We start from the raw sequence: 24,342 nt of genomic DNA, 5'->3' as shown, positions 1-24,342 counted from the left end.
TTACAGTTGTATTTAAATTAGTGTTATCGCCTACTAATTTCATTTAATGGATTTAACCCATCTCCCATTAGCAAGGGGAGACAAGACGGAGTAATAATTTTTGGATGATTGATATTAGAGGGGTTGGAGGTAGTTTATACTTTATGTGATACCTGCCCTACCACGGCAGGCAAGCTTCGCAGGTATGACGATTTGTGAGAGGTTGCTTGGATTCGCTTGCAAATGATGGTTATGTGTGCTGGTGAGATAGATGTCTCGTGCCTCGATGTGACAAACTGGTTTTATTTTGTTGTTTAGTCCCCTCCATTTTAAGGGAGGGGGTTGGGGAGGGTTTTTGATGAGATTCTTTCATACCACAGGACAGATGGGGGTAAGATTGCTTCGTTGCGCTCGCTATGACGAACTTTCATTGTTTTATCAATCATTCATTTAAGTATTGAGTAAGTAATTGGCTAATAACCAGCTAATGCAAATCATACTTATCTCCTCTTAGCAAGGGGAGAAGTAGACAGAGTAATAAATTTTGGATGATTGATATTAGAGGGGTTGGTGTAGATAGTTTGAGCTTGCTTGGATTAGCTCGCACATGATAGATAAGGGTACTAGTGAGATAGATGTCTCGTGCCTCGACATGACAAACAGGTTTTATATTGTTGTTTAGTCCCCTCCATTTTAAGGGAGGGGGTTGGGGGAGGGTTTTTGATGAAATTCTTTCATACTACAGGACTGATAGTGGTGTGAGCTTGCTTGGATTAGCTCGCACATGATAGATAAGGGTACTAGTGAGATAGATGTCTCGTGCCTCGACATGACAGTTGTATCTAAAGTAGTGTTATCGCTTATCTAATTTCATTTAATGGATTTAACCCATCTCCCATTAGCAAGGGGAGACAAGATGGAGTAATAAATTTTGGATGATTGATATTAGTGGGGTTGGTGTGTTAGTATAAGATTGCTGACCTGTGTTCTCCGACAGGAAATGAACAGATGGGTATGCTATTCACAAAATAACTAATCACTAACAGGCAAAAGCCAATAACCCTGCACTTAGGATTTGTTATGCGCATAAAATAAATTCCTATGCTTATAAGAATCACAACCGATAGGCATGGAATAGATCTCCAATAAGCATTCGTTTAGAAAGGGTGCCACAAAAGAGTGGGTGATGAGGGTAAGTTTAGGTTTCGGCCAATGTTTTGGTAGTCTAAAGAAAGCCTAAAATCACTCTTTCTTCAATAGCTTCTCCAGCAGAGTTACCTTCTCCTTCTCAGAAGCTAATAAACGCTCGTAAAGCTCTACTACTTTGTCAAGGGGATTGAATGTACAATTGTGAAGTGATGAGCCGACAGTTCCATTATTTATCGCATTGTCACTGAAGTTATTGAAGTATGTAAAAACACCTTCTTCAGAGAAGTTCTCAATAGCATTAGAAGTAACCCCTAGAGCCTTAGCTACTCTGTCGAGAGTCTCTTCTTCCACCGTTTCACTTTGCTCTATTTTGGATACTGCTTGCTGGGTGATGCCCAGCTCATAGGCCAGCGTCTCCTGCTTCATCCCGCGCAGCTCACGGATGCGGCTGATCTTACGGCCTATGTGCGGTCTGGGAGATTTAGTAGCAGTTTCCATGATATGCAATATTTGAGATTAAACGGTTAAAGATACGAAACTTCCACCTTTGGTAAAAGGAATGATCATGTCGGAACAGGAATGACCTTAAAGAAATAGCGTTAAGAAAAGTGAGTGAAGGTTATCAAGTAATCAAAAAGCCCTTTGCCTTTTAGGTGCACTGCAAATAAGAGGTTTGGGGTGAGGTCAAACTTGTGTATATTTATTTTAGTTTTTGTCCGTAAAAATCAGATAAGAAATAAAAATTGTTTGAGTCGCTACCATTTTTGGCCATCAAATATTTTACGTTAAAAAAATGGAATGCCAGGAACATGTTTTGCATAATACTGTTTGACTACAGACCTAAGTCTGTAGGAGTTTATTTTGCGTACAGTATACACATTCCATTTTTAGTAAAAGATTTACAGGCCTAGCTTTTTGATACTGGGCCGCAGAGGCTTTTTGGCACCGTCCGACGCATCGGTGAAAAAAGTATGAGAGAAATGGTCGAACCCCATAGAGTACCGGGAATTATAACTGGCCGAAGTGATAGTGGGCACAATACTCAGTGTTGGATAACCTGCCATCTTGGAAGAGTCTAAAAGTTATTTACCAGTAAACCACAACCCTCAGTTGTAACCTACCCCCTCACCAATCCCTTTCTTTGAATCATCACTTAGTTAATCGTAAATTAATTTCCTACGATTACAACTAGTCACTAAAAACTGATTTACTGATCACTAACTACCGATCACCGATTACTAATCACTGATTATCGATTACAGAGCCTAAATACTAATGCCATCATGACTAAACGTAAGCACAAATTAGAAACCTTAAAACAAAGCCTTTACGAAGTATTTGATCCACAAGACATCAATTGTATCCATGAAGAACTTTGGCGCTGGGTTAAAGCTGCCTCTAATAATGAACTATATCTCCACATGGGTGATCCCTCCTTCATCCTGTTTATGGAAAGGAAGTTCAAAAGAATGATTCGCTATGCATGGCACCTGCATCAAAAGCACAAAGAGGAGTTTGTTGCTGAGCCACAGATGTTATCACCATTATCTGAGTCATGCATCGAACAGCAACGACAACACATGCTTCAGTTAGACGACCTTATTACCCGTTATAAAGGTACCGTTCGCAGACTCTCCAAAGCAGAAACCGAGAATCCACTACTTTTCTTCCATCGCTTTTTTCAATACATCAACAGCAAAAAAGAATGGTATCAAATACTCCACTCCTGGGCCGAATATAGCCTCAGTAGGAGCTCCATGCTCGATTTTAGTAACGATGTAGATCTTGAGGCCTTCGAACTCATTGAAGGACTTCTGGAAAGCATGTACTTACTACACCTGCAGGATCACCCAAATCAGGAATACCTCGATCCGGTGGTTAAACTCATTATCGAGACCATTTCCCCTCGAATGATCTTTGAAGTCAGACACTCATCAGTAGGCAATCAGAATACATCTATTACAGAATGGCTGATCGTAGTTCCTGACAGTCGCCAAAAGCGACTTTCCGAACTCGAACCGATTATTGACCTGATCACAGTGAGTGATCGCTTTTTTTCCTGTTCACTTCACACCTCCAGTCACATCATAGACAAACTCAAATCAGGACATATCTATTTTTCATTCGTTTGCATCCCTCAAAATTTAATTTATGGTTCTCTCCCCGGTCGGGGAGATGCCGAAGGCAGAGGGGTGTTACCAGAAACCCTGAGTCAAGTCATTGCAGAGACTCAGAAAACGTTTGACACAGGTCACCAGAAAGCACAAGCATTTCACACAAGTGCACTGAATCAATCGGAGCGTTCCTTAGGGTTGTTCATGCTTCAGCAAGCTGCAGAGTTGATCTTCCGCACAGTCGCATTGGTACTTTATGGATGTGAGAAAAAGACCCACAGCTTCAAGGCATTAAAGCAAATCACCCGACGTGTCGCTCCCGCGCTGAATGAAGTGCTCCCAGCCAACACTTCAGAAGAAAAAAGACTGTTGCAGTTACTGGAGGATGCCTATATCAATGGTCGCTATGCAAATGATTTTGAAGTTTCAGAAGCAGACTTCCAGACCCTGAATCAGCGTGTAGAAAAACTACTTTCCCTCTCTCGTGAAATAGTCAACGATCGCATCGCACTCGCCCTCAATACGAATGAGGAAAGTATTTTAAACGGAACAATTTAAGCATAACCATCATTCATGGATGCCCCTTTGTTCATTTTAGGTTTTTGTGTAGCTAAAAAGAGACCAGAATAAAATACTGTTTGAGCCTTAAGTAAACGAGATTCCAATGAGAGGAATATTTTGGCGAGTTTATTTTATTCCTCTTTTGGTAAGCAAAAAGCGTCAATAAATGAACGCAGGGCTAGATTTTTGCTACTTTTCATCGATGGAAAAGTAGATTAATTGAAGCAACCAAGTCAATGGATCAGATTAATTAGATTCGTCCTATCAACTTTTATGTCTCCTACTCTAAACAACCAAACAATAGGCATGAACCTTGCCACATTCCGAAAACTCAGACACAAAAAGGCTTGGGAAGTAGCCGATATCTCGGCATGAAAGAAGCTACCTACACCAAGTATGAGCGTGGCGAAAGCCAAATTACCATCTGTATGGTGCAGCAAGTTGCTGAACTGCTCCAAGTAAATCCGATAAGAATCCTTTTGGCTGACCCGGATCATTACATTGAGTCCCTTTCGCAACCAATACCTCAATCCTCACCTGAAACCCTGGATAAACTCATAGAAGTATTGCAACAATTAATGTGGCATTTCAGCATTCATTCAAGAGACGATAGGGATATAAATCAGAATTGACTGAATCGCAGCGGCGAACCGTTAAATACCGATCAGAAATTGTGATTTTTAAAAGGATCTGCGGCTGGGCATCCAAGGCCAGCGTGAACCATTTAAATATTCGATGATTGTTAATCAAGGTATCCCTGATAATTGCCTGGAAGGTTAAATCTTGAATCGGTGAATAATCTGTTTTTGTCTTTGGCTTTAAATCAAATGCGTTAAGAATTTCAGAGAGTGAAATGGTTAAAAAAATCATACTGTCTGAGCGTAGCGAGTTTATGATTTTTCAATGTAACGAGCAGAAATTTAGCGATTTGATTTACAGCCTTGATTTCTTTGATACCGGGCCGCGTAGGCTTTCTGTATCAAAACAGAAAGTATGAGCCCTTCCGGCTTGAGGAAAAGTATCATAAAAAGTCCTAACCATTATGGGGGTGCCCTTCTCTTTTGGCCCAGCGGCCGAGGAGCAGAAGAAGCACACGGTGACCGGTATGTTACAGCAAGTTGCTGAACTGCTGCAAGTAAATCCGATAAGAATCCTTTTGGCCGACCCGGATCATTACATTGAGTCCCTTTCACAATCAATACCAGAATCCTTACCTGAAACCATAGATAAACTCATAGAAGTATTGAAACAATTGAATGCCACTCTTCTTTCTTCAAGTGTTAGAAAATTAATAAAATAGGTGCTTTATCTATTCTTCTTGATGGTATTGATCTACTGCAATAATCCCCAAGCAATTGCTGCCACCTTTTAGCGGATAGCTAACCTCATTAATAACTTCTACAAACTCAACGCCCAAAACGACATATATATCCTGCTCACCATTAGTATTGAGTTCATGAGATTGCGCTAACACCTCATGGGGTGTACTGTCAATGACAATGTCAGCGGATTTAACAATAGAAATCTCAAACGCTTCAGTTGCATAATCAATAGCCCCAACCCCTGAAATGAGGTTAAAATGAGTAGCACCTGATGGAAACGAAAGGATTTGATCTGGAATAAACTCACTAATAGTTATGGTTACTGTTCCTGATGCACGATCAATGGCTAAGGAATACCCTGCATATATAGTTGATCCTAATGGACTGTCAATATTAAAGTCAAAACCTCTGAGTAAACTTTGATTGCCCGTCTGAACTGTTCTTTGCCCCCGTAGATTGCTTTTATCAGATTTAACAATCTGTAACATTGATTTAGTCATCCGACCAACCACATGTCGATCTTTGGCATTCTGTATGAGTATCCTGAACGCCATTCGCAGTACTTTTCCAGCTTTAGCTGCTCTTCCAAATTCTTGACCGTTTTCGCGGGTTCGTTGAAAGGCTGGGTCATTTTTGATTCTTGATTTATCGACTCCACCTTTACCGCGAGCCAAAAATCCATCTTGGCTTTTATAGAATGATACATCGCCTATTGTACCAGTGAGTTTAACTATCCCTTTTTGCTTAGCCATTTATTTATCATTTGGTTTCAGCTAAGCTCATCAGATTCTCAAATACACCTTCCTACTTTGGTATCATCAGGGCACATCAAGGATCACAATAGCACAACTTTACCCAAATAGACGGTTTTGGAACATGAAAGGACGATACACACAGTTTTTGCAATTGACACTAAGTATGGATAAAGCATAGATACTCCATGGATAAAGCATGGATAGTGTATGGTTTGTCACTAGTACGAATCACTCCAATCTGAAATGCCGAATCACCGATTACTGGTAAAGTACAAATTATCCCTCGCTGGCGAGGGTAGATGGACTAATTAATTTCAGGTAATTTTATTTGAGGGGTTGCAAAAATGTATTAACCAATTCATGCAAATCATACTAATCTCCTCTTAGCAAGGGGAGAAGTAGACAGAGTAATAAATTTTGGATGATTGATATTAGAGGGGTTGGTGTGTTAGAGTAAGATTGCTTCGCTGCGCTTGTAAATGATAGTCATGTGTGCTGGGGAGATAGATGTCTCGTACCTCGACATGACAAACTGGTTTTATTTTGTTGTTTAGTCCCCTCCATTTTAAGGGAGGGGGTTGGGGGAGGGTTTTTGGTGAAATTCCTTCATACCACAGGACTGATAGAGGTATAAGATTGCTTCGCTGCACTCGCAATGACGAACTTTCATTGTTTTATCAATCATTCATTTAAGTATTGAATAAGTAATTGGCTATTAACCTGCTAATGCAAATCATACTTATCTCCTCTTAGTAAGGGGAGACAAAGACAGACTAATAAATTTTGGATGATTGATATTAGAGGGGTTGGAGATAGATTATACTTTATGTGATACCTGCCCTACCACGGCAGGCAAGCTTCGCAGGAATGACGATAGGGTAAGATAGCTTCGCTCGCAAATTATAGTTATAGTTATTGGTGAGATAGATGTCTCGTGCCTCGACATGACAGTTTTATATAAAGTAGTGTTATCGCCTATTAATTTCTTTTAGGATATTTCGCTTATCTCCCCTTGTGAAGGGGAGACATAAACAGACTAAAAAAGTATGGAGGAATGATATTAGAGGGGTTGGAGATGGCTTATATTTTATGTGATTCCTGCCCTACCACGGCAGGCAGGCTTCGCAGGAATGACACTTCAAATACTTAAACAGAATTGCAGAGCACGTTCTTCGGACCAATAAACTTTTTGCTTGTTTTTGGCGATGAAGCCTACATGTCCGCCATGATTGGTGGTTTCCAGGGTGACCATTGGTAAGTCTTTGGTCAGTGAATGGTCCAGGCTTTCAGGCGTTAAGAACGGATCATTCGTTGCATTTAATATAAGAGTGGGGATTTGAATGCCTTTCAGGAAATACTTGCTACTGCATTGATTGTAATAATCAGTAGCATCTTTGAAGCCATGTAATTTAGAGGTGAAGAAATCGTCGAACTGTCTAAGTGTTTTCAGCTGATCAAGGGGTTTTGGATCAATCTTGTCTGGCATGATTGAAGCTTTTTCTTTGACCTTCTTCACCAGACTCCTTAAAAAACGCTGCTCATAAAGTTTGCCTCGTGGTGTGGCTAAGTTGTCCGATCCTTTATCTAAGTCTAATGGAGTGCTGATTGTAACTGCACCTTTGATTTTGGGAGAGCGAGAATTTTCTCCTAAATATTTAAGGGTCAAATTGCCTCCAAGGCTGAATCCAACAAGGAATACTTCATCATAATCAGGTAAAGCACGTTGGATTACTTCATCCAAATCATCTGTAGCTCCGCTATGGTAAAAGCGAACTGCTTTATTCATTTCTCCACTGCAACCTCTATAGTTCCATGCCAGCGTGTCAAAGCCATGATTGAAAAAGTGCTTGGCTACACCTAATATATATGGGCGATCGCTACTGCCTTCTAAACCATGTTGTATGACGACTAGTTTTTTACTGCCTTGCTTTCGCCAATCCAAATCCACAAAATCTCCATCAGATAAGGTAAGACGTTCTTTTTCAGGAGTAGTCAAGCCAGTTACTTTTCTAAACAATGCCGGATAGATGGTTTCCAAATGACTGGAAATGAATTGTGAAGGACGTTTGTAGGATTTGTTATGAATTGCGGGCATTTGGGAATTTTAAAAACTATATCTCGGTTTTTCTATTTATTCTTATGGCTTGTAAGAAAACGATCGACACTTTATAACACTAATTTAATAGTTTATAATACTGATAATTTGTAGTAAATATCGATGATGAACTATTCAATGTTCCGGGTTTAATTTAAAATCCAAATTAAAAGATTAAGATATGTTGGAGAAAATTCCACATGGATTAACTTTGAATTCGATTTGTTAGGGTAAAAATAACGCTTATAAAATGGCTGAAGTAATCAGAATGCCAAAGATGAGTGACACCATGGAAGAAGGTGTGATCGCGTCTTGGATTAAAAAAGAAGGTGACGAAGTAGAATCTGGCGATGTACTGGCTGAAGTAGAGACTGATAAAGCAACCATGGAACTGGAGTCTTACCAGGATGGTGTGCTATTATATATAGGAATAAAAGAACAGGAGGCTGCACCTGTTGATGGCGTAATTGCGATCATCGGTGAAAAAGGAGAAGACATTTCTTCTTTGCTTAAAGATCTTGAAAGCGGTTCGAACGGAGCTGCTAAATCAGAAGAGCCAAAAGAAGAGGCTGCTACTGAGGATTCTGGTGAAGCGGTAGATACTTCTGATATCAATGCTTCAGTAATCAGAATGCCAAAAATGAGTGATACCATGGAAGAAGGTGTAATCGCTCAGTGGTTGAAGAAAGAAGGTGATGAAATTTCATCTGGAGATATATTAGCAGAAGTAGAGACTGACAAAGCAACCATGGAATTGGAAGCTTATGAAGACGGTACATTACTTCATATTGCTATACCTGACGGTGGTTCTGTGCCTATCGATGGTGTAATCGCTATCGTAGGAGAGAAAGGTGCTGACTGGGAAACATTGTTAAAAGCTGAGTCTAGCGGTGGAGCTAAAAAGCCTGCTGCTCCAAAAGAAGAGAAGAAAGAAGAAGCGGTTGCTGCCTCTTCAGCTGCTCCAACAGCGACACCCACTCAAGAAACATCAACTGATGGTGGGAGAGTTAAAGCTTCTCCACTGGCTAAGAAAATTGCTGCAGAAAAAGGATTCGACCTAAGTCAAATTCCTGGTACTGGTGATGGCGGTAGAATTGTGAAGAAGGATGTAGAAAACTTTACTCCTTCAGCAGCAAGTGCTCCTGCGTCATCTGCTCCAGCTGCGAAAGAAACTGCTGCTCCAGCATATAACTTCCCTAAAGTAGTAGGAGAAGAAAGCTACACAGATGTGCCAGCTTCTCAAATGAGAAAAGCAATTTCCAAAGGGTTGATGAACAATCAGTTTGGAGCTCCGCATTTCTACCTGACTATGGATATCGATATGGACAAAACCATTGAGGCACGTGCTGCGATCAATGAGTTGTCTCCAGTGAAGATTTCTTTCAACGATATCGTGATCAAAGCGGTAGCTGCTGCATTGAGACAACATCCAGATGTAAATACGTACTGGATTGAAGATACCAAGAGCATCAGAAAGAACGATCACATCAGCATAGGTGTAGCCATGGCTATCGAAGATGGTTTGATTGTTCCTGTTGTGAAATTTGCTGACAACAAGAGCCTTGCTCAAATCTCTGCAGAGGTGAAAGAATTTGCTGGTAAAGCAAAAGCTAAGAAAATCTCCATGGAAGAGATGCAAGGAAATACCTTCACGGTATCAAACCTTGGTATGTTCGGTATTGAAGAATTTACTTCTATTATCAACGCACCAGAATCTTGTATCCTGGCTGTAGGAGCTATTAATCAGGTTCCTGTAGTGAAAGATGGACAAATCGTTCCTGGCAACAGAATGAAAGTAACACTTACTTGTGATCACAGAACAGTAGATGGAGCTGTAGGTGCTTCGTTCTTGAAAACATTGAAAGGTTACATTGAGAACCCTGTGACCATTTTGATTTAAAAAGTAACAAACTATAAATTGAATGTCCCGTTATGAAATGACGGGACATTTTTATTTTAAGAAGATTGAGGAAATGGAAAAGATCAAATCGACAACTGTCGTAGCTATAAAACACAATGGTCAGATTGCAATTGGTGCTGATGGACAAGCCACAATGGGCAACACAGTAGCTAAGAGCAATGTGAAGAAGATCAGAAAACTGCAGGATGGTAAGATTGTGACCGGATTTGCTGGATCTACTGCGGATGCTTTTACCTTATTAGAGCGATTGGAGGAGAAACTGGCCACTTATACTGGAAACATGAAGCGTGCGGCAGTGGAGTTAGCTAAAGATTGGAGAACTGATCGATACCTAAGAAGGTTGGAAGCGATGATGATTGTTGCTGACAAGAATGAGATTCTTGTAATCTCTGGAACAGGAGATGTGTTAGAGCCAGATGATGATATCGCATCGATCGGATCAGGTAGCATGTATGCGCGCTCTGCGGCAATGGGTTTAAAGCGTCATGCAACCAATATGACGGCAGAAGAAATGGTCAGAGAGAGTTTAAATATTGCAGCTGATATCTGCATTTATACCAATCATAATCTGATTGTGGAAACATTGTAAGTATCACAATTTATAAGAATTAACAAAAGCCGCTGCAAGCGGCTTTTTGTATGTGGAATACCTCGAAATCGGTATTGATTGGTAAAAGCGGTCAAATTAACTTTATTTCCAGTTGATCAGCATTCAATCAGACGGATTGTAAGGTTCGATAACGTTGCGTAAAGGCCAATTTGAATTGTCAAATTGGCCTTTTATTTTTTTTTTGAAAGTTTCTTCTGATGACAGTGGGGGTAAATATAGAGTTGGTTTTCCTAATGATGAGATGCCAAAATGGTGTCTGTTCAAAATCAAATAAAACGACTAGGAAAATGAAAAAGCTTTTACTTTTTAATGTACTGTTATTAATAGTCATAGCGACCTACGCACAAGAAGAGGAAAACAAGGTTAACCCAATTCAACTATCATTGGCTTATCCAATAGGTACAGCCGGAGTAAATTCTATTGACTACAGCAATCGACTTTCATTAAATATGATCTATGGTGTCAACGGGGGAGTTGAAGGTTTAGAGATGGGCGGAGTGGCTAATGTCAATAAAGGAAATGTCAATGGAGTGCAGTTGTCCGGAGCAATTAATGCCAATAGTGGTAATGCACATGGTTTATTGGCTTCTGGATTTACCAATGTGACTTTACTGGATGCGAAAGGTGTACAATTGGCTGGAGCTGCTAACTATAGCGGAAATACTGAAGGTTTGATGTTGTCCGGATCAATTAACTGGAGCAAATCGCTTGATGGTTTCCAAATATCAGGCGCGATGAACGTAGCAGAGGATGTTGATGGTGGTCAGTTGAGTGGACTGCTGAATATCGCTAAAACTGTTAAAGGAGTTCAGATTGCACCGCTGTTGAATATTGCAGATACCAGTGATTACAGTATCGCCTTGATCAACCTGGTGAAGAGTGGAGAGAAAGGGCTGAGTGTAACAGTGGATGAAACGAACGCACTGATGCTCTCATTTCGATCTGGAGGGCGTGTGACTTATGGAATCGTTGGTGCTGGATATCTGATAAATGACGGGCAGTTTGCACTTGAAGCAGGTTTAGGAGCGGTAGTCTATCGTGGACGTATCTTGAAGCTGAGAACAGAGGCTGTTAGTACATCTTATACAGATTGGGATGAGGACCATTATTTCAAATCCACATTGCGTGTGTTACCAACTGTTCAATTGGGAAATGTTGAGTTGTTCGGTGGTCCATCGATCAACTTTATTTATTCAGAAGATGCGGCAGACCCACAATTAGTAGATAATTACTTATGGAAGAATAAGGACGGCAAGAACTTTAATGGACTCTATGCTGGATTCTTAGGCGGTATCAATTATCGGTTTTAATTAGGTCAGAAAGGGCTGTTTTTTTCAATAAAAATTCCACATTGAATAAAACAGCCTTATTTAATGATCCAAATGTTCGTAATCTGCAATGATGGTATATAGGAATTTTACATCTGGCAGATCAGAAGTTACTTGAAGCAACTCCTTTACTTTTTCTACCAGTTGTCCGATTGCTTCATAGTTAAGACCATCGGCACCCATTTTCAGAGACTTACGAATGAGCTCCACTTGTTTGTCACTTAAACGCTTTACCTGTGGAAACTGAATTTGATAGTCTTCTTCTCTTTTCAAGGATTTGATGCTATCAATTGACTCTCTTCTTTTGATTTTGATAACGGTAGTTCCTGCAGCTAAATCACCAAGGCGTTGCCCTTTTTTGCTGATGATGATTGTTAAAATGGCTACGGCGCCATAAAATAAAATGTCGATAGGTCTGATTAACCAGCGCAAAAGATAATTTCCAATGTTGGGTGCACCACCATCTATTTTGACTACCTGAATATCGCGCATGTGTTTACCAGGAGATTGTCCGTGCATGAAATACTCAAAAAGTAAGGAGTAAAAAGCTAGCGGGAGAAAAATAAGAAATGCCAACGTATCACCACCTCCAGTACTGCTTGCAATGATTCCAACGACGAATGCATAACATCCCATGATGAAAAGATCGATGATGGTTGCTAGAATTCGATCGCCAAGGCTCGCAAGTTCCAGATTAATTTCTATGTTTTGGTTGGTGATAAATTTTGCCATAAATGAAAGCCTTACTATTTTGTCGCATTCAACGCTAAAGATATGCGTCAGGGACTTTTCGTAAAAATAAATGAGGACAAATGGCTGGACTTTGAGAAAAAGATCAGCAATATTCAGGCATTGACTGCTGATGAATTATCAGGTATTTATGTACACCTGACGGAGGATCTGGCTTATGCGAATGCGAAATATCCTGATTCTGAGTTGGTTGCCTATTTGAATGGCTTGACTCTGAAAGTTCACAACGTGATCTATCGCAACAAACCTGAAAAAAGTAATCGCTTTGTTCAGTATTGGAAGTATGAATTGCCTCAAGTGCTCAAGTCATCAAAGAAGTATCTGTGGTATTCCTTTTTGATCTTTGCTGTTGGGATCAGTATCGGTGCTTTATCTGCAGCTAATGATCAAACCTTTATTCGATTGATTTTGGGGGATCAATATGTAAACATGACCCTTGATAACATTGAAAAAGGTGATCCAATGGGTGTTTACGGAAGTTCTGAAGAAGGAATCATGTTTTTGGGTATCACTTTCAATAATATTCGAGTTTCCTTTATTGCATTTGCTCTCGGTATCTTCTTCTCTGTTGGGACAGGTTATGTGTTGTTTTCCAATGGAGTGATGGTGGGTGCATTTCATTATCTCTTTTTTCAGAATGGATTATTTGATGAAACCATCTTGACTATCTGGGTTCACGGGACTTTAGAGTTGAGCGCTATCGTTTTTGCAGGAGCTGCAGGTCTCACAATGGGACACAGTATCTTGTTTCCAGGCACGTATCCGCGTGGACATAGCTTTAGAAATGGAGCCAAGAAAGGGTTGAAGATTGTGATTAGTTTGATCCCTTTCTTTATTGTTGCCGGATTTATTGAGTCGTTTATAACCAGGCATACTGAATGGCCATTATTTATCAAGTTGATAATTATTGGGATTTCAGCAGCCATCGTGATTTTCTATTTATACTTTTTACCTAACCTAAACCGATATGTCGGAAAAGAACTTCGAGCTATACAAAAAGCGTGATTTTGGCCAAAAGATCAATGTGACCATCGAGTACATTCGTTACAACTTTGGTCCTTTGATGAAGATGATCCTGATTGTGGTGATTCCTATGGGGATTTTGTCTTCACTGGCATTAGGAAATTATTTCAGTGTAATCGGTGATTTTGCCAACCCTGAAGCGTCTGATGCAGAGCGTTTGGGAGTGATGGGGCAAATGGGAATGACCTATTTGATGATTTTTGGTGTATCTATCTTTACGTATTCACTGATGGTGTCAGCAGTTTATAATTACATTAAGACACGAGATGAGAATCCAAACCCTGACTTTATGGAGGTTTTGAGAGGATCATTCAAGCATGTGCCAGGTTTGATAGGGATTATGATTATTACTGCGTTTGCTTCATTTATAGGCTTCTTTGTGTTCATACTTCCTGGTATATACCTGGGAGTTGTCATGTCATTAGCAGTGCCTATCTATATTTTCGAACAAGAAGGAATCGGCAATGCTTTGGGTAAATCTTTTAAACTCATCAAAGATAAGTGGTGGAGTACGTTCGGTTTGATGCTGATCACCACCATCATCGCAGGAGCAGCATCTTATATTTTTGCCATCCCGTCCTATGCATTGATATTTGCTGATATGTTTTCTAACATAGAAGACATGCAAAGTGGAGATCCTTCGGCGGTATTTGATATGTTTACCAGTTGGACTGCAACGATCGGGTTTGCCGTTTCAATGATTGGATCTTATTTATGTTATTCCATTCCTATTATCGCCTTGGGATTCCAATATTTCAACTTGTCTGAGCGAATGGAAGGAAGAGGACTGAAAAGTCAAATTGAGGAGTTTGAAAGCCTTAGCTAATACCATCTTATTTCTTTTATTAGTCTTTTTTGCTTCAGCATTTGACTTACCTGGAAAGGAAGAGCTTCGTCATTTTGATGCTCAGCAGATTGCCGAATATCAAAGGGATTCTGCTTTTGATTATTCTACAGAATATGCTGTTTCAGATTCCATTATTACGTTGTTCTTAGCTTGGCTATTAGATAAGCTGAGCTATATATTCCGGTCAATGGGTATGCAGGATGTTTGGCCGTTTGTGTTTCGAGTTCTGATTGTCGGTGTAGTGTTAATGGTTCTGTATTACATCTTGAAGAATCGCTACGGTACGGTGCTGGAGCGAAACTCAAAGAGCTTTGTGCCAATGGGGGTAACCTCTGTAGATGGGCAACGTGTCGATTATGATGCTTTGATTAAAGAAAGTAAGGCACATTGCGACTATAAGTTGGCCATACGTTACCAGTTTTTGAAGTGCTTGCACGACCTACATAAGTCTGATCAAATTAAAATTACCACCTGGAAGGCGCCACTTGATTATGTGGACGAATTGCCTGCAGGAAAACAAGAAGCTTTTTCTTCTTTGGTGACTCTTTTTGAAGTGACCTGGTATGGAGATTATGATGCTCAGGAAGAACAGTTTGAGGAGTCCAATGTCTTACTTGAAACCATATACGGATGAGTAAGAAAGAACGAAGATTGTACATATTCCTGGCGGTAATTTTTGTGCTGTATGTAGTGGTAGAGCAATACAAACCCGAGCCATTAGTGTGGATTCCTACTTTCGCACAGAAGGACAAGCAGCCATATGGTGGGTATGTTTTGTATGAGCGACTAGATGATTTTTTTGCAGCTAAAGAAATCTCTTTTGAAACACTGTATGAACATGGAGATTCTGTTAATGCAGAAATGCTTATTCTCAGTTCTCAATTTGAACCTGGAGAAGCAGACTTTGCAGCTTTGATGAGTATGCTTGAGAAGGGCAACAATGTATTGATTGCTTCGAGTATTTTCTCAGAGGAATTTTTGGATACTTTGGACTTAAAATGGGATGACGAGTTTAAAGAAGCAACCTTGCAAATGATTGATTCATTGGAAATCAGTTATGGGAATACCTCAGCTTATTATCCCAAAAGTCAGATATATGGAGTATTTGAAGTGGGCGATAGCTTGCAGTGGAATGTTGTTGCGTCCTCCGATAAGCCTGTCGTTATTCATCGTCAATTTGGAGAAGGTCAATTGATTCTATCTACACATCCATTGGCCTTTACGAATTATGGGATTTTAAAATCAGGAGGTTTGGGATTGCCTGAGATGATGCTGAATCTATTAGATCCAGACAAAGTGATTTACAATCGATATTATCATAGTGGTAGAATGGAATCTACTTCTGTCTTCCGGTATTTCATTTCTCAGCCAGCACTTCGTTGGGCTTTGAATCTGACCTTGTTGAGCATCTTGTTGTTGCTATTCATTGGCAGTAGAAGAAAACAAGCAAAGATTGATTTACTGGATCCAAAAACGAATACCACCATTCAGTTCATTAAAACCATGGGTGGTCTGTATTACCGTGAAGGACGACACATTTCGGCAGCACAGAAGATGGTAAGCCATTTCTTGAAAACGCTAAAAGAACGTTATTATATATCCAATTTGTTTGATGATGCAACGTATCAAACATTGGCTGTAAAAACCGGATTGAAGAAGTCTGAGGTCATTCAGACCTTCGAAATCATACAACATGTAAAAAATGGGGGCAATGTCTCAGAGGAGATGTTGTCCGACTTAAATCAGAAGATCGAAAAATTTAATATTAAGTAAAATGTCAGAATTTACTAATCGTGTGGACCTGCAAGGGTTCTCAGACAAGATCAGCCAACTAAGAACAGAAGCGCACAAAGCTTTGGTCGGACAAGAGCAAATGCTTGATTTGTTATTAACTGCTTTTTTCGCTGGTGGTCATGTGCTCATTGAAGGAGTTCCAGGAGTTGCTAAGACGTTGACTGCTCGATTGCTGGCCAACATGACGAAGGCAGAGTTTAAGCGTATACAGTTTACTCCGGATTTGATGCCGTCTGACATTTTGGGTACTTCTGTTTTCAATCCGAAGAATACCTCTTTTGAGTTTAAATCTGGTCCAATATTCTCCAACCTTGTCTTGATAGATGAGATTAACAGAGCTCCTGCAAAAACGCAATCCGCACTATTTGAAGTAATGGAAGAAGGGCAAATTACCAATGATGGTACAGTGTACCCGATGGATGAGTTGTTCATGGTGATGGCCACTCAAAACCCAATAGAGCAAGAGGGAACTTACCGATTACCTGAAGCGCAGTTGGATCGATTCTTATTTAAAATCAATGTTGGCTACCCGTCTACAGAAGATGAAACGAAAATCCTCATGCTGCAGAACCAAACTGCAGGGTTCAAGAAACTAGATTTTATCTCTGAAGTGATTACCAAAGAGGAAGCAATTGAGCTTCGTAAGAACTTAAAAGATATTCTGGCAAAGGACTCTTTGTTGAAATACATCGCAGAGTTGATCGCACAAACGAGAAATCACCCATCGTTGTATCTTGGAGCATCTCCAAGAGCTTCTATTGATTTACTCAATGCGTCAAAAGCATATGCGGCCATGAAGGGTAGAGACTTTATCACACCAGATGATATTCAGTATTTGCTCAGACCTGTCATCGAACACAGAATTCAGTTGACACCAGAGGCAGAGCTTCAGGGAATCAGCATTGAGGAAGTTTCACAGCAGATTGTTCAGCAAGTAGAAGTGCCAAACTAAGTGAAAGTATTCGTTACAAATCGGTTCTATGCAGTATTGGTTGGGTTGATTGCTGCCTTTATTATTGGGCAATTTGTCAGTCTGATCTTCCTTATCGCTAAAGTAGCTGCTGGTGCGACAGCTGTGGCATTGCTCATGGATGCTTACATGCTCTGGATGCGCGGGTCAATAGATATTCGTCGAGTTTGTAACGAGCGGTTCTCCAATGGAGATGAAAATGAAGTGCTAATAGAATTGCAAAGTCATTATGATATGGCTGTGTTTGTGGAAATCAGAGATGAAGCACCAGTTCAGTTTCAATTACGTGATTTTAAGTTCGGCATTGAGTTGGAAAAGGAAGCCAACACACTCAATTATCAATTGAGACCCACCGAGCGAGGCGTCTATCAGTTTGGCTATACGAATGCTTTGGTTACTACCTCAATTGGATTTTTCATTCGAAAGATCAAAGGTGCAGCTCCAGAAGAGGTGAAGGTGTATCCATCGTTCATCAAAATGCATCAGTATGAATTGATGGCTATTTCTCAAAACCTCACCATGCAAGGGCAGAAGCTGATTAGGAGAGTTGGGAATAGTAAGGAGTTTGATACCATCAAAGACTATGTGATGGGTGATGATCCTCGAAATATCAACTGGTCAGCAACTGCCAGAAGAGGGCATTTGATGACGAATCACTACATTGATGAGCGTTCTCAGAATATTTATTGCTTAATCGATAAGAGTAGATCAATGCGCATGCCTTTTGAGGGAATGACACTTCTGGATTACTCCATTAATGCATCTCTGGTGATTTCAGATATCGCCATGAAAAAGGGAGATCAGGCTGGTTTGATCACCTTTGAACATAAGATTGATACGACGATAAAAGCCAATCATCGAGGTGCACAGATCTATCAGATCATGGAGGCGCTGTATCATCAAAAGACATCTTTCAATGAGGTAGATATTGCTTCGGTTTATACCCATGCGGTGAAGAATGTGAATCAACGTAGTTTGATGCTGATGTTCACCAATTTCGAATCCATTCATAGTCTGAATCGACAGCTTCCGTATTTGAAATTGATCAATAGAAAGCATCTGTTGATTGTGGTATACTTCCGAAATACAGAGGTTGATAAGCTGTTAATGGATAAGGCCAACAGCACACGAGAGATCTATGACCAGGCAATTGGTCGACAAATGCTAGAGGAGAAGCTTTTGATTAGGGATGAGCTAAGTAGAGCAGGTATTTTGTCGCTCTATACGACTCCTCAAAACCTCAACGTAGATGTCATCAACAAGTACATTGAAGTGAAAGCAAAGCGGATGCTTTGATTACTTTCTATCCTTCAACCCCTTCACTTCCTCTGTCAATTCATCAATTTTAGTGAGCAGTTCCCGCATGACTGGGTTGGATGTGGACGAGTTTCTGAGTTCTTCTTCTCTGAAACCCAACAAGGTGTCTATTCTCCCAATGATGAGTGAGCCAATGATGAAAACAACGAAGATGATTGGAGTGGAGATCAATAGGTTGTCGTAAATCAGTCTCCCGAAAGTAGTGTCTTCATAAGCTTCCAATAATACGAATGCGATCATTAAAAATTGAATATATCCAATATACATTCTGGCTCGGTCAATGTAGACTTTCCACCGGATAAAGGTCTTTTTGTTGGCTTTGATTTGGCTCATTTGCTATAATTGAAAAAGCCCTGACAAAAGTGTCAAGGCTTTGAGTGTCATAATTGATGTTCTTAGAACTGAACTTCAGGAGCTTTCTCTGCACCTTCTTCAGCTTCAAATAATGGTTTTCTTTCAAAACCACCCCATCCAGCGATCATACTGTTAGGAAACGTTCTGATGTAAGTATTGTATTCCTGAGTGGTTTCATTATAACGTTTTCTTGAAACCGCAATTCTGTTCTCGGTACCTTCTAGCTGTGCTTGTAGCTCCAGGAAGTTTTGATTGGACTTCAATTCAGGATATTTTTCTACTGTAACCAAGAGTCTGGATAAAGCTGAATTCAATTGTCCTTGCGCAGCCTGAAACTGTTGCATGTTTTCTGCTGTCAGGTTACTAGCATCCAAATTAATGCTGGAAGCTTTAGAACGTGCTTCAGTTACACCAACCAAGACCTCTTTTTCCTGATTAGCGAATCCTTTTACGGTGTTCACTAGGTTTGGAATCAAATCACTTCTTCTTTGGTATTGCGTTTCTACATTTGACCATTCCGTGTTAACGGCTTCTTCTTTGGTGACCATGTTGTTGTACCTTCCAGTAAAGAAATTGTATACTAGAAAAATGGCTACAACTACAATGATTATGGTTATCCATTTTTTATTCATAATTCTGCTTTATTAGTTTTAGCTTGTGGTATAATTACAAGGATACGAGAACTAACGATATTGTGAAAATTCGGATACTTTTTCCCTTAATAATATTTCTATTTTCTAGCATTACTTATGCTCAGGACGTAGCCATTCCATCACTCAAAACGCGTGTAACGGACCAAACAGGCACGTTATCATCAGGTGAAATCAGATCTCTGGAAAGTAAACTGAAAAGTTTTGAAGAGAGCAAAGGAAGCCAGGTTGTGATTGTTTTAATCCCTACCACCGGTGATGAGACCATAGAACAATATGCTATTCGACTGGCAGAAGAAAGTAAAGTTGGTCGAGGAGGCGTGGATGATGGAGTGATTATGCTTTTTGCCATGCAAGATCGCAAAATGCGTATCGAGGTAGGGTACGGGTTGGAAGGAGCTCTTACGGATGCTTTAAGCAAACGAATTATTACGAATGTGATAACTCCAGACTTTAGGTCGGGGCATTTCTACAGTGGCATTGATGGAGGAGTGGATGTGGTGCTTAGTGCCATCAGCGGAGAAGAGCTACCACCTGCAGTGCGTCAGCAGACATCTTCCAACGATGACGGTATTTTCTCCGGATTTGGCCCATTCTTGTTGATTTTTGGATTTGTTTTCTTCGCGATTATCAAAGCCATTCTTCATAAAAAAGTTGGTAAAGGGAAGTCTGTCGGAATCATGTCTGTGATTGTCTTCCTGCTATCCTGGTTACTACTAGGATTTGCTGCGGCTATTTTTATCACCGTTATTGTTTCCATATTCATGGCTGTACCTTCCGGTGGAGGAAGAGGTGGCCGTGGTGGCGGAGGCATGTACTGGGGAGGCGGCGGAGGCTTCTCAAGTGGTGGTGGTTTCTCTGGAGGCGGAGGCTTCTCCGGTGGCGGAGGTGGCTTTGGAGGCGGTGGAGCTTCTGGTGGTTGGTAATCTCAAAATCTTAAGAATTCAATGGCTAAATATACTTTTACAGATACTGAAAAGGAGCAGGTAAAACAGGCTGTCAAGGACCTTGAGACGGTTTCTTGTGGTGAAATTGTTCCATACTTTGTCAATTCCAGTGATGATTACGCTGAAGCTTCCTGGTATACAGCAGGAATTTTCGGAGGAGGAATTGCGGCATTGTTAGCAATTCTGTCTTATCTGTGGCTGTTACCAATGCGTGTGACTCCACTGGAGATAAGTTTGTTCATTTTGGGAGCATTTGTGCTGGGTTTTCTGATTCCAGTGATTTTACCTCAAGCGAAGAGATTTATTATTTCCAAAGACCGTCAGGCTGAACGTGTGAATCAAAGAGCTTTACAAGCTTTTATGAATGAGAAAGTATTCGAAACAGAAGAGCGAGTAGGTATTCTCATTTTCGTAAGTCGAGTAGAGCATCAAGTGATGGTGCTAGGGGATGAAGGAATCAGTAAAAAGTTGAAGCCAGAAGACTGGCAACATGTAGTAGAGGAAGTGATTAAGGGGATTAAGTCCAATGAAATAGCTCAAGGAATGGTGTCGGCCATCGCGCTTTGCAAAGACTTGCTGTTGGAGCATGGATTCGTTAGAAAATCGACTGACTTCAATGAGCTGGATGATGGTCTCCGAATCGAGGATTAATCGTTTTTTAGATCATTGAGCTTTTCTAATAATTCGATGATCTTGTCTTTATGATCTCTATTTTCCTGAATTAGTTGATGAGCCTTATCTAAAATCGAATCTTTGAGAGGAGAAGGTTCCATTTTCTGAAGTAAAGAAAGAATATCAGACTTTTTGTATTCTGCTGAGGGTTCCTGAGCTGAGTGTACTCCAGAGATCAAATATTGTAAGCTGATATTGTAAATATGAGCGAACTTCTTTTTTACACTGTCAGGTGTTGCATTGGTTCCATTTTCATATGCTGCCAAAGTGCCTCTTTTGATTCCTAATTTTATTGCGCAAGCTTCTTGAGAATCTCCAGCTTCTTTTCGCGTAGAAGCTATTCGTTTACCAATCTCAGATTTTAATTCTGACATGTAATTCTAAATCAACAAAATATGTTATGAATAATTGCAATTGTTATTTATTGTAACTTATTTAGTATAACGGAATCATAATAATTAACTAAATCAAATGTACTCAAAGGATGCGTTTATATAACAAACGTTTGTCCAGGATTACGTTTTTTTCAAATCTTGCAAGAGTTACTCAGCAGGAGCTCTGTTTGAGTATCTCGCAAGGTTTTAAAGACGATTACAACAGAAACGTTCCAGAAGAAAAGATTATCGAAGTATTTATAGAATGTGAGATACAGGTATCACTTTCAGCAAATAACGTCGAACTTGTTAGAAATGATGATTTATTGAATGCGATTAGCATTTTGCTTAAATCTTAGGTCAATTTTTTATGATAGATCATTTTGACCAGCCCAGAGTCAAACTCTTCGATATCCTTAATTTGAAGCCAGGTTTCTGATTTGCTGCTATTAAATAGTGGTACTCCTGTACCTAGCAAAACGGGCATTTTAAATATCCATAATTCGTCAATCAGGCCGGCTTCCAATAAAATCGTATTGATTTCTGCTCCACCGACGAGCCAGATATCCTTGCCTTTTTCTTTCTTAAGACGCCTTACACAACCTGGGATGTCATGATGGATGAAGGTGATTTCATCGGTAGACTCTGACTGCAAGTCGTGAGTGAATATGTAGCTCTTCTTGGTGCTGTATGGCCAATCTCCAAAGCCCAATACTTGACGATACGTTTTGCCTCCCATTAATACCGTATCAATGGTCTCTAAAAAGTTGGTGTATCCATAATCCTGATCGGTATATAGCCAATCTACATCTCCGTTGGATCTGGCGATGTATCCATCCAGACTAGTGGCGATAAAGAGTTTAACGCGTTTCATATGTCACAAATGCTTTTAGCTTCCGCAATGATGTCGTGTGCCTTTTTTTGATCGAGTCCTAATTCTAGCAAGACCTCTCTATGATCTACGAGTGTATTGGCAAGGACGATGTGCTTTTCAAACAGTTTTTCACGTATATTTTTCGGTATAGTAGAGATGGTTGTAATCGGGTAGATATTATGCCGATTGACCAGGCTTTTCAGACTATGACCTGGATAGTCCCAACTCAATAAGTTTAACCCTGAGCATTGACCAAAATCGATAGCGTCTTTAGTAAATCGTGCATTGGTTACCACCCATCCTTCATATTTCCTATTGATAAACCGATGGTCATCTTTCCAAACAGAAGATAGGTCTTCAAATCGTGATTTGATGTACATCGGTACTTTTACATCGGTTTTATAGCCCAGCCGGTTGTGAAATTTACACTCCATCATTCGCACTACATGCTTGTTGATGGCTAATACGTCTACCTCATGAGTCACGCACCTTCCTTGCATGGTGTCACCAATGGTAATTTCAAACCCTTCCTTTCGCATAAGTTCTCCAACAAACAGTTCGAAAGGATATCCTGTAGGTCCTAACTGAAGAATAGATTTTTTTAAGCCATAACGTGATGCTTTAGCTTTTTCTCTGTTTTTGAGCAGTCTATGTGCCTTACGATAGATTTCTTTGGTGGTGATACCTTCGAAAAGTCCTTTCTGAATAGTTGCAGTGATTTTATCAGCTTGTTCATGAGAAGCTCCAGCTTCTGTAAGACTTTTTTTGAGTTTTTCTGGGTTAAACTCATCCTTCTCTCCGGAGAATTTCTGTATGATTATTGGGTTGTTACTCACGTTGGGAAGATACTATACATCCTGAAAATATCTTCAAGGAGATGGTTTATTCTTTAACCAAAGCCTGTTGCAATTTGGTGACTGTTTCTTCTTTGTAAAGTCCAGTTTCTTTGATAAAATACAGAATGTACCGTGCATATTCTGGGTGTAACATCAATTCCTGAATATCCATTGTGTGGCTAGCAATATATTGTTGGTCTTCATCCAGGTGATCGCTCATACCGAGCCAGGAAGGTAGATTGTATTCAATACTGAACCGTAAAAACCGTAATTCAATATTATCGGGAGATTTGAGGTAAGCCTCCGTCATGAGTTGTTCGTACATTCTTACTTGACTCAATTTTGTAAATGGATTCCAGGTAGTTTTTGCTTTCATCGCATAAGCACATGCAGTATAGGCCTTAATAATTGATTCGTCTGAATTGTTGACGGTTACTTGATGGTAGAAAGCATCTACTTCCTGATTGACAACTGCCTGGCGAAACCCTTCACGTAGCTGAACTAGTTCATCGTTTCCAGTGGATGATGAATGTAAGAGCGAGATGAATAGTAACAAACAGTTCAATAAGTCCATTTACCAATGATATTAGAAGTAATGAAGGATGACTAAAGAATTTATTTTTATGTGAGTAATGTGTCGTTATATTTGCAAACCATTTGAAAAAATGCACTCGTAGTTCAACTGGATAGCCCCGATAGCTATCGGGGGGATTTCGGCTAAAGTGACTGAGAATGGAATCAAAGTTTTGAGTTGAAAGGCAAAACAGAAATGCACTCGTAGTTCAACTGGATAGAATACCGGATTTCGGCTCCGGGGGTTGAGGGTTCGAATCCTTCCGAGTGTACAACAAGCTTCCTGATTAATTTCAGGAAGCTTTTTTGTTATAGAGCCGAGAGGATGTTGTTTCGGCCTGGAAAGGATCTGGGGGTTGAGAGGCGGTACGCCGCTGCGATGCGAGCGGCCAGTTGCGATTGTCTTGTCCTGAAATAGGTTTACACAATCGATGTAAATCAAAATGGATAAAAAGAAGAATGCACCAATTCGGCATGGAAATGAGATTTCGGTGGCAGAACGTCACCAAATGATTCAAGAATATCTC

The 24,342-nt window shown here is 40.2% G+C and carries 26 protein-coding genes and 1 tRNA gene; 16 read left to right on the top strand and 11 right to left on the bottom strand.

The genetic code is table 11. From position 1 onward, the window contains the following. Positions 1 to 1,221: 1,221 nt before the first annotated feature. Positions 1,222 to 1,626 (bottom strand): helix-turn-helix domain-containing protein, encoded by a 405-nt coding sequence (locus tag NXS00_RS26740; RefSeq protein WP_258102371.1) that lies wholly within the window; start codon positions 1,624 to 1,626, stop codon positions 1,222 to 1,224. Between the two features lie 785 nt (positions 1,627 to 2,411). On the opposite strand from NXS00_RS26740, the gene NXS00_RS26735 reads away from it, so the two are divergent. From NXS00_RS26735 to NXS00_RS26725, 3 genes are all read left to right on the top strand, one after another. Further along, positions 2,412 to 3,800, top strand: a complete 1,389-nt coding sequence (locus NXS00_RS26735; protein WP_258102370.1) for a HEPN domain-containing protein — start codon at positions 2,412 to 2,414, stop codon at positions 3,798 to 3,800. 374 nt (positions 3,801 to 4,174) lie between these two features. Continuing rightward, the gene (locus NXS00_RS26730) at positions 4,175 to 4,435 is read left to right on the top strand and encodes a helix-turn-helix domain-containing protein (protein ID WP_258102369.1); all 261 of its coding nucleotides are present in this window, start codon (positions 4,175 to 4,177) and stop codon (positions 4,433 to 4,435) included. A 410-nt stretch (positions 4,436 to 4,845) separates the two neighbouring features. Continuing rightward, on the top strand, positions 4,846 to 5,103 hold the full coding sequence (locus tag NXS00_RS26725; RefSeq protein ID WP_258097303.1) for a hypothetical protein: 258 nt from the start codon (positions 4,846 to 4,848) through the stop codon (positions 5,101 to 5,103). Positions 5,104 to 5,112: 9 nt separating this feature from the next. On the opposite strand, the gene NXS00_RS26720 is transcribed toward NXS00_RS26725, so the two are convergent. Next, positions 5,113 to 5,877: a hypothetical protein gene (locus tag NXS00_RS26720; RefSeq protein WP_258102368.1), complete on the bottom strand. Its 765-nt coding sequence runs from the start codon at positions 5,875 to 5,877 to the stop codon at positions 5,113 to 5,115. Positions 5,878 to 7,018: 1,141 nt separating this feature from the next. After that, positions 7,019 to 7,975, bottom strand: coding sequence for a YheT family hydrolase (locus NXS00_RS26715; RefSeq protein ID WP_258102367.1), 957 nt, complete (start codon positions 7,973 to 7,975; stop codon positions 7,019 to 7,021). Between the two features lie 250 nt (positions 7,976 to 8,225). Here NXS00_RS26715 and NXS00_RS26710 point away from each other — a divergent pair, with 250 nt between their 5' ends. The 3 genes from NXS00_RS26710 (at position 8,226) to NXS00_RS26700 (ending at position 11,816) form a co-directional block, all read left to right on the top strand. Continuing rightward, positions 8,226 to 9,875, top strand: coding sequence for a pyruvate dehydrogenase complex dihydrolipoamide acetyltransferase (locus NXS00_RS26710; RefSeq protein ID WP_258102366.1), 1,650 nt, complete (start codon positions 8,226 to 8,228; stop codon positions 9,873 to 9,875). Positions 9,876 to 9,948: 73 nt separating this feature from the next. Continuing rightward, entirely contained in the window at positions 9,949 to 10,485 is a 537-nt protein-coding gene (gene hslV, locus NXS00_RS26705; RefSeq protein WP_258102372.1) for an ATP-dependent protease subunit HslV, read from the top strand. A 308-nt stretch (positions 10,486 to 10,793) separates the two neighbouring features. Then, a complete protein-coding gene (locus NXS00_RS26700) occupies positions 10,794 to 11,816 on the top strand; it encodes a hypothetical protein (RefSeq protein ID WP_258102365.1) in 1,023 nt (340 codons plus the stop codon). 60 nt (positions 11,817 to 11,876) lie between these two features. Here NXS00_RS26700 and NXS00_RS26695 read toward each other — a convergent pair whose 3' ends face one another. Further along, positions 11,877 to 12,566: an RDD family protein gene (locus NXS00_RS26695; RefSeq protein ID WP_258102364.1), complete on the bottom strand. Its 690-nt coding sequence runs from the start codon at positions 12,564 to 12,566 to the stop codon at positions 11,877 to 11,879. Between the two features lie 42 nt (positions 12,567 to 12,608). Between NXS00_RS26695 and NXS00_RS26690 the strand changes: the two genes are divergently transcribed. The 6 genes from NXS00_RS26690 to NXS00_RS26665 are packed head-to-tail and all read left to right on the top strand — an operon-like array spanning position 12,609 to position 18,514. After that, entirely contained in the window at positions 12,609 to 13,589 is a 981-nt protein-coding gene (locus NXS00_RS26690) for a stage II sporulation protein M (RefSeq protein ID WP_258102363.1), read from the top strand. Then, positions 13,552 to 14,433, top strand: coding sequence for a DUF7847 domain-containing protein (locus NXS00_RS26685; protein ID WP_258102362.1), 882 nt, complete (start codon positions 13,552 to 13,554; stop codon positions 14,431 to 14,433). Before NXS00_RS26690 ends, NXS00_RS26685 begins: the two co-directional genes overlap by 38 nt. Continuing rightward, positions 14,417 to 15,088: a hypothetical protein gene (locus NXS00_RS26680; protein ID WP_258102361.1), complete on the top strand. Its 672-nt coding sequence runs from the start codon at positions 14,417 to 14,419 to the stop codon at positions 15,086 to 15,088. Before NXS00_RS26685 ends, NXS00_RS26680 begins: the two co-directional genes overlap by 17 nt. After that, the gene (locus NXS00_RS26675) at positions 15,085 to 16,227 is read left to right on the top strand and encodes a DUF4350 domain-containing protein (RefSeq protein ID WP_258102360.1); all 1,143 of its coding nucleotides are present in this window, start codon (positions 15,085 to 15,087) and stop codon (positions 16,225 to 16,227) included. Before NXS00_RS26680 ends, NXS00_RS26675 begins: the two co-directional genes overlap by 4 nt. Before the next feature lies 1 nt (position 16,228). Then, positions 16,229 to 17,200: an AAA family ATPase gene (locus NXS00_RS26670; RefSeq protein WP_258102359.1), complete on the top strand. Its 972-nt coding sequence runs from the start codon at positions 16,229 to 16,231 to the stop codon at positions 17,198 to 17,200. Then, positions 17,201 to 18,514 carry a DUF58 domain-containing protein gene (locus NXS00_RS26665; protein WP_258102358.1) on the top strand — a complete coding sequence of 438 codons (1,314 nt, stop codon included), beginning with the start codon at positions 17,201 to 17,203 and terminating at the stop codon, positions 18,512 to 18,514. On the opposite strand, the gene NXS00_RS26660 is transcribed toward NXS00_RS26665, so the two are convergent. Beyond that, on the bottom strand, positions 18,515 to 18,868 hold the full coding sequence (locus tag NXS00_RS26660; RefSeq protein WP_258102357.1) for a hypothetical protein: 354 nt from the start codon (positions 18,866 to 18,868) through the stop codon (positions 18,515 to 18,517). A gap of 62 nt (positions 18,869 to 18,930) precedes the next feature. Then, positions 18,931 to 19,521 carry a LemA family protein gene (locus NXS00_RS26655; protein ID WP_258102356.1) on the bottom strand — a complete coding sequence of 197 codons (591 nt, stop codon included), beginning with the start codon at positions 19,519 to 19,521 and terminating at the stop codon, positions 18,931 to 18,933. A gap of 62 nt (positions 19,522 to 19,583) precedes the next feature. On the opposite strand from NXS00_RS26655, the gene NXS00_RS26650 reads away from it, so the two are divergent. Next, positions 19,584 to 20,465 carry a TPM domain-containing protein gene (locus NXS00_RS26650; RefSeq protein ID WP_258102355.1) on the top strand — a complete coding sequence of 294 codons (882 nt, stop codon included), beginning with the start codon at positions 19,584 to 19,586 and terminating at the stop codon, positions 20,463 to 20,465. A gap of 21 nt (positions 20,466 to 20,486) precedes the next feature. Then, on the top strand, positions 20,487 to 21,137 hold the full coding sequence (locus tag NXS00_RS26645; RefSeq protein WP_258102354.1) for a TPM domain-containing protein: 651 nt from the start codon (positions 20,487 to 20,489) through the stop codon (positions 21,135 to 21,137). Here the strand turns inward: NXS00_RS26645 and NXS00_RS26640 are convergent. Further along, positions 21,134 to 21,532, bottom strand: coding sequence for a helix-turn-helix domain-containing protein (locus tag NXS00_RS26640; RefSeq protein ID WP_258102353.1), 399 nt, complete (start codon positions 21,530 to 21,532; stop codon positions 21,134 to 21,136). The two genes, NXS00_RS26645 and NXS00_RS26640, sit on opposite strands and share 4 nt — an antisense overlap. A gap of 110 nt (positions 21,533 to 21,642) precedes the next feature. On the opposite strand from NXS00_RS26640, the gene NXS00_RS26635 reads away from it, so the two are divergent. Beyond that, on the top strand, positions 21,643 to 21,891 hold the full coding sequence (locus tag NXS00_RS26635) for a hypothetical protein (RefSeq protein ID WP_258102352.1): 249 nt from the start codon (positions 21,643 to 21,645) through the stop codon (positions 21,889 to 21,891). On the opposite strand, the gene NXS00_RS26630 is transcribed toward NXS00_RS26635, so the two are convergent. The 3 genes from NXS00_RS26630 to NXS00_RS26620 are packed head-to-tail and all read right to left on the bottom strand — an operon-like array spanning position 21,888 to position 23,816. Continuing rightward, the gene (locus tag NXS00_RS26630; RefSeq protein ID WP_258102351.1) at positions 21,888 to 22,406 is read right to left on the bottom strand and encodes a dihydrofolate reductase family protein; all 519 of its coding nucleotides are present in this window, start codon (positions 22,404 to 22,406) and stop codon (positions 21,888 to 21,890) included. The two genes, NXS00_RS26635 and NXS00_RS26630, sit on opposite strands and share 4 nt — an antisense overlap. Continuing rightward, positions 22,403 to 23,242, bottom strand: a complete 840-nt coding sequence (locus tag NXS00_RS26625) for an ATP cone domain-containing protein (protein WP_258102350.1) — start codon at positions 23,240 to 23,242, stop codon at positions 22,403 to 22,405. Before NXS00_RS26625 ends, NXS00_RS26630 begins: the two co-directional genes overlap by 4 nt. 46 nt (positions 23,243 to 23,288) lie before the next feature. Beyond that, a complete protein-coding gene (locus NXS00_RS26620) occupies positions 23,289 to 23,816 on the bottom strand; it encodes a hypothetical protein (protein WP_258102349.1) in 528 nt (175 codons plus the stop codon). A 197-nt stretch (positions 23,817 to 24,013) separates the two neighbouring features. Here NXS00_RS26620 and NXS00_RS26615 point away from each other — a divergent pair. Beyond that, a tRNA-Arg gene (locus tag NXS00_RS26615) sits at positions 24,014 to 24,087 on the top strand. Positions 24,088 to 24,108: 21 nt separating this feature from the next. Here the strand turns inward: NXS00_RS26615 and NXS00_RS26610 are convergent. Beyond that, on the bottom strand, positions 24,109 to 24,342 hold a 234-nt coding region (locus tag NXS00_RS26610), incomplete at its 5' end, for a hypothetical protein (protein ID WP_258102348.1).

Origin of the sequence: Marinoscillum pacificum, from assembly GCF_024714495.1 — a bacterium.
In the GTDB taxonomy this organism is placed as follows: domain Bacteria; phylum Bacteroidota; class Bacteroidia; order Cytophagales; family Cyclobacteriaceae; genus Marinoscillum; species Marinoscillum pacificum.
This window is presented reverse-complemented; position numbering and strand designations above follow the sequence as displayed.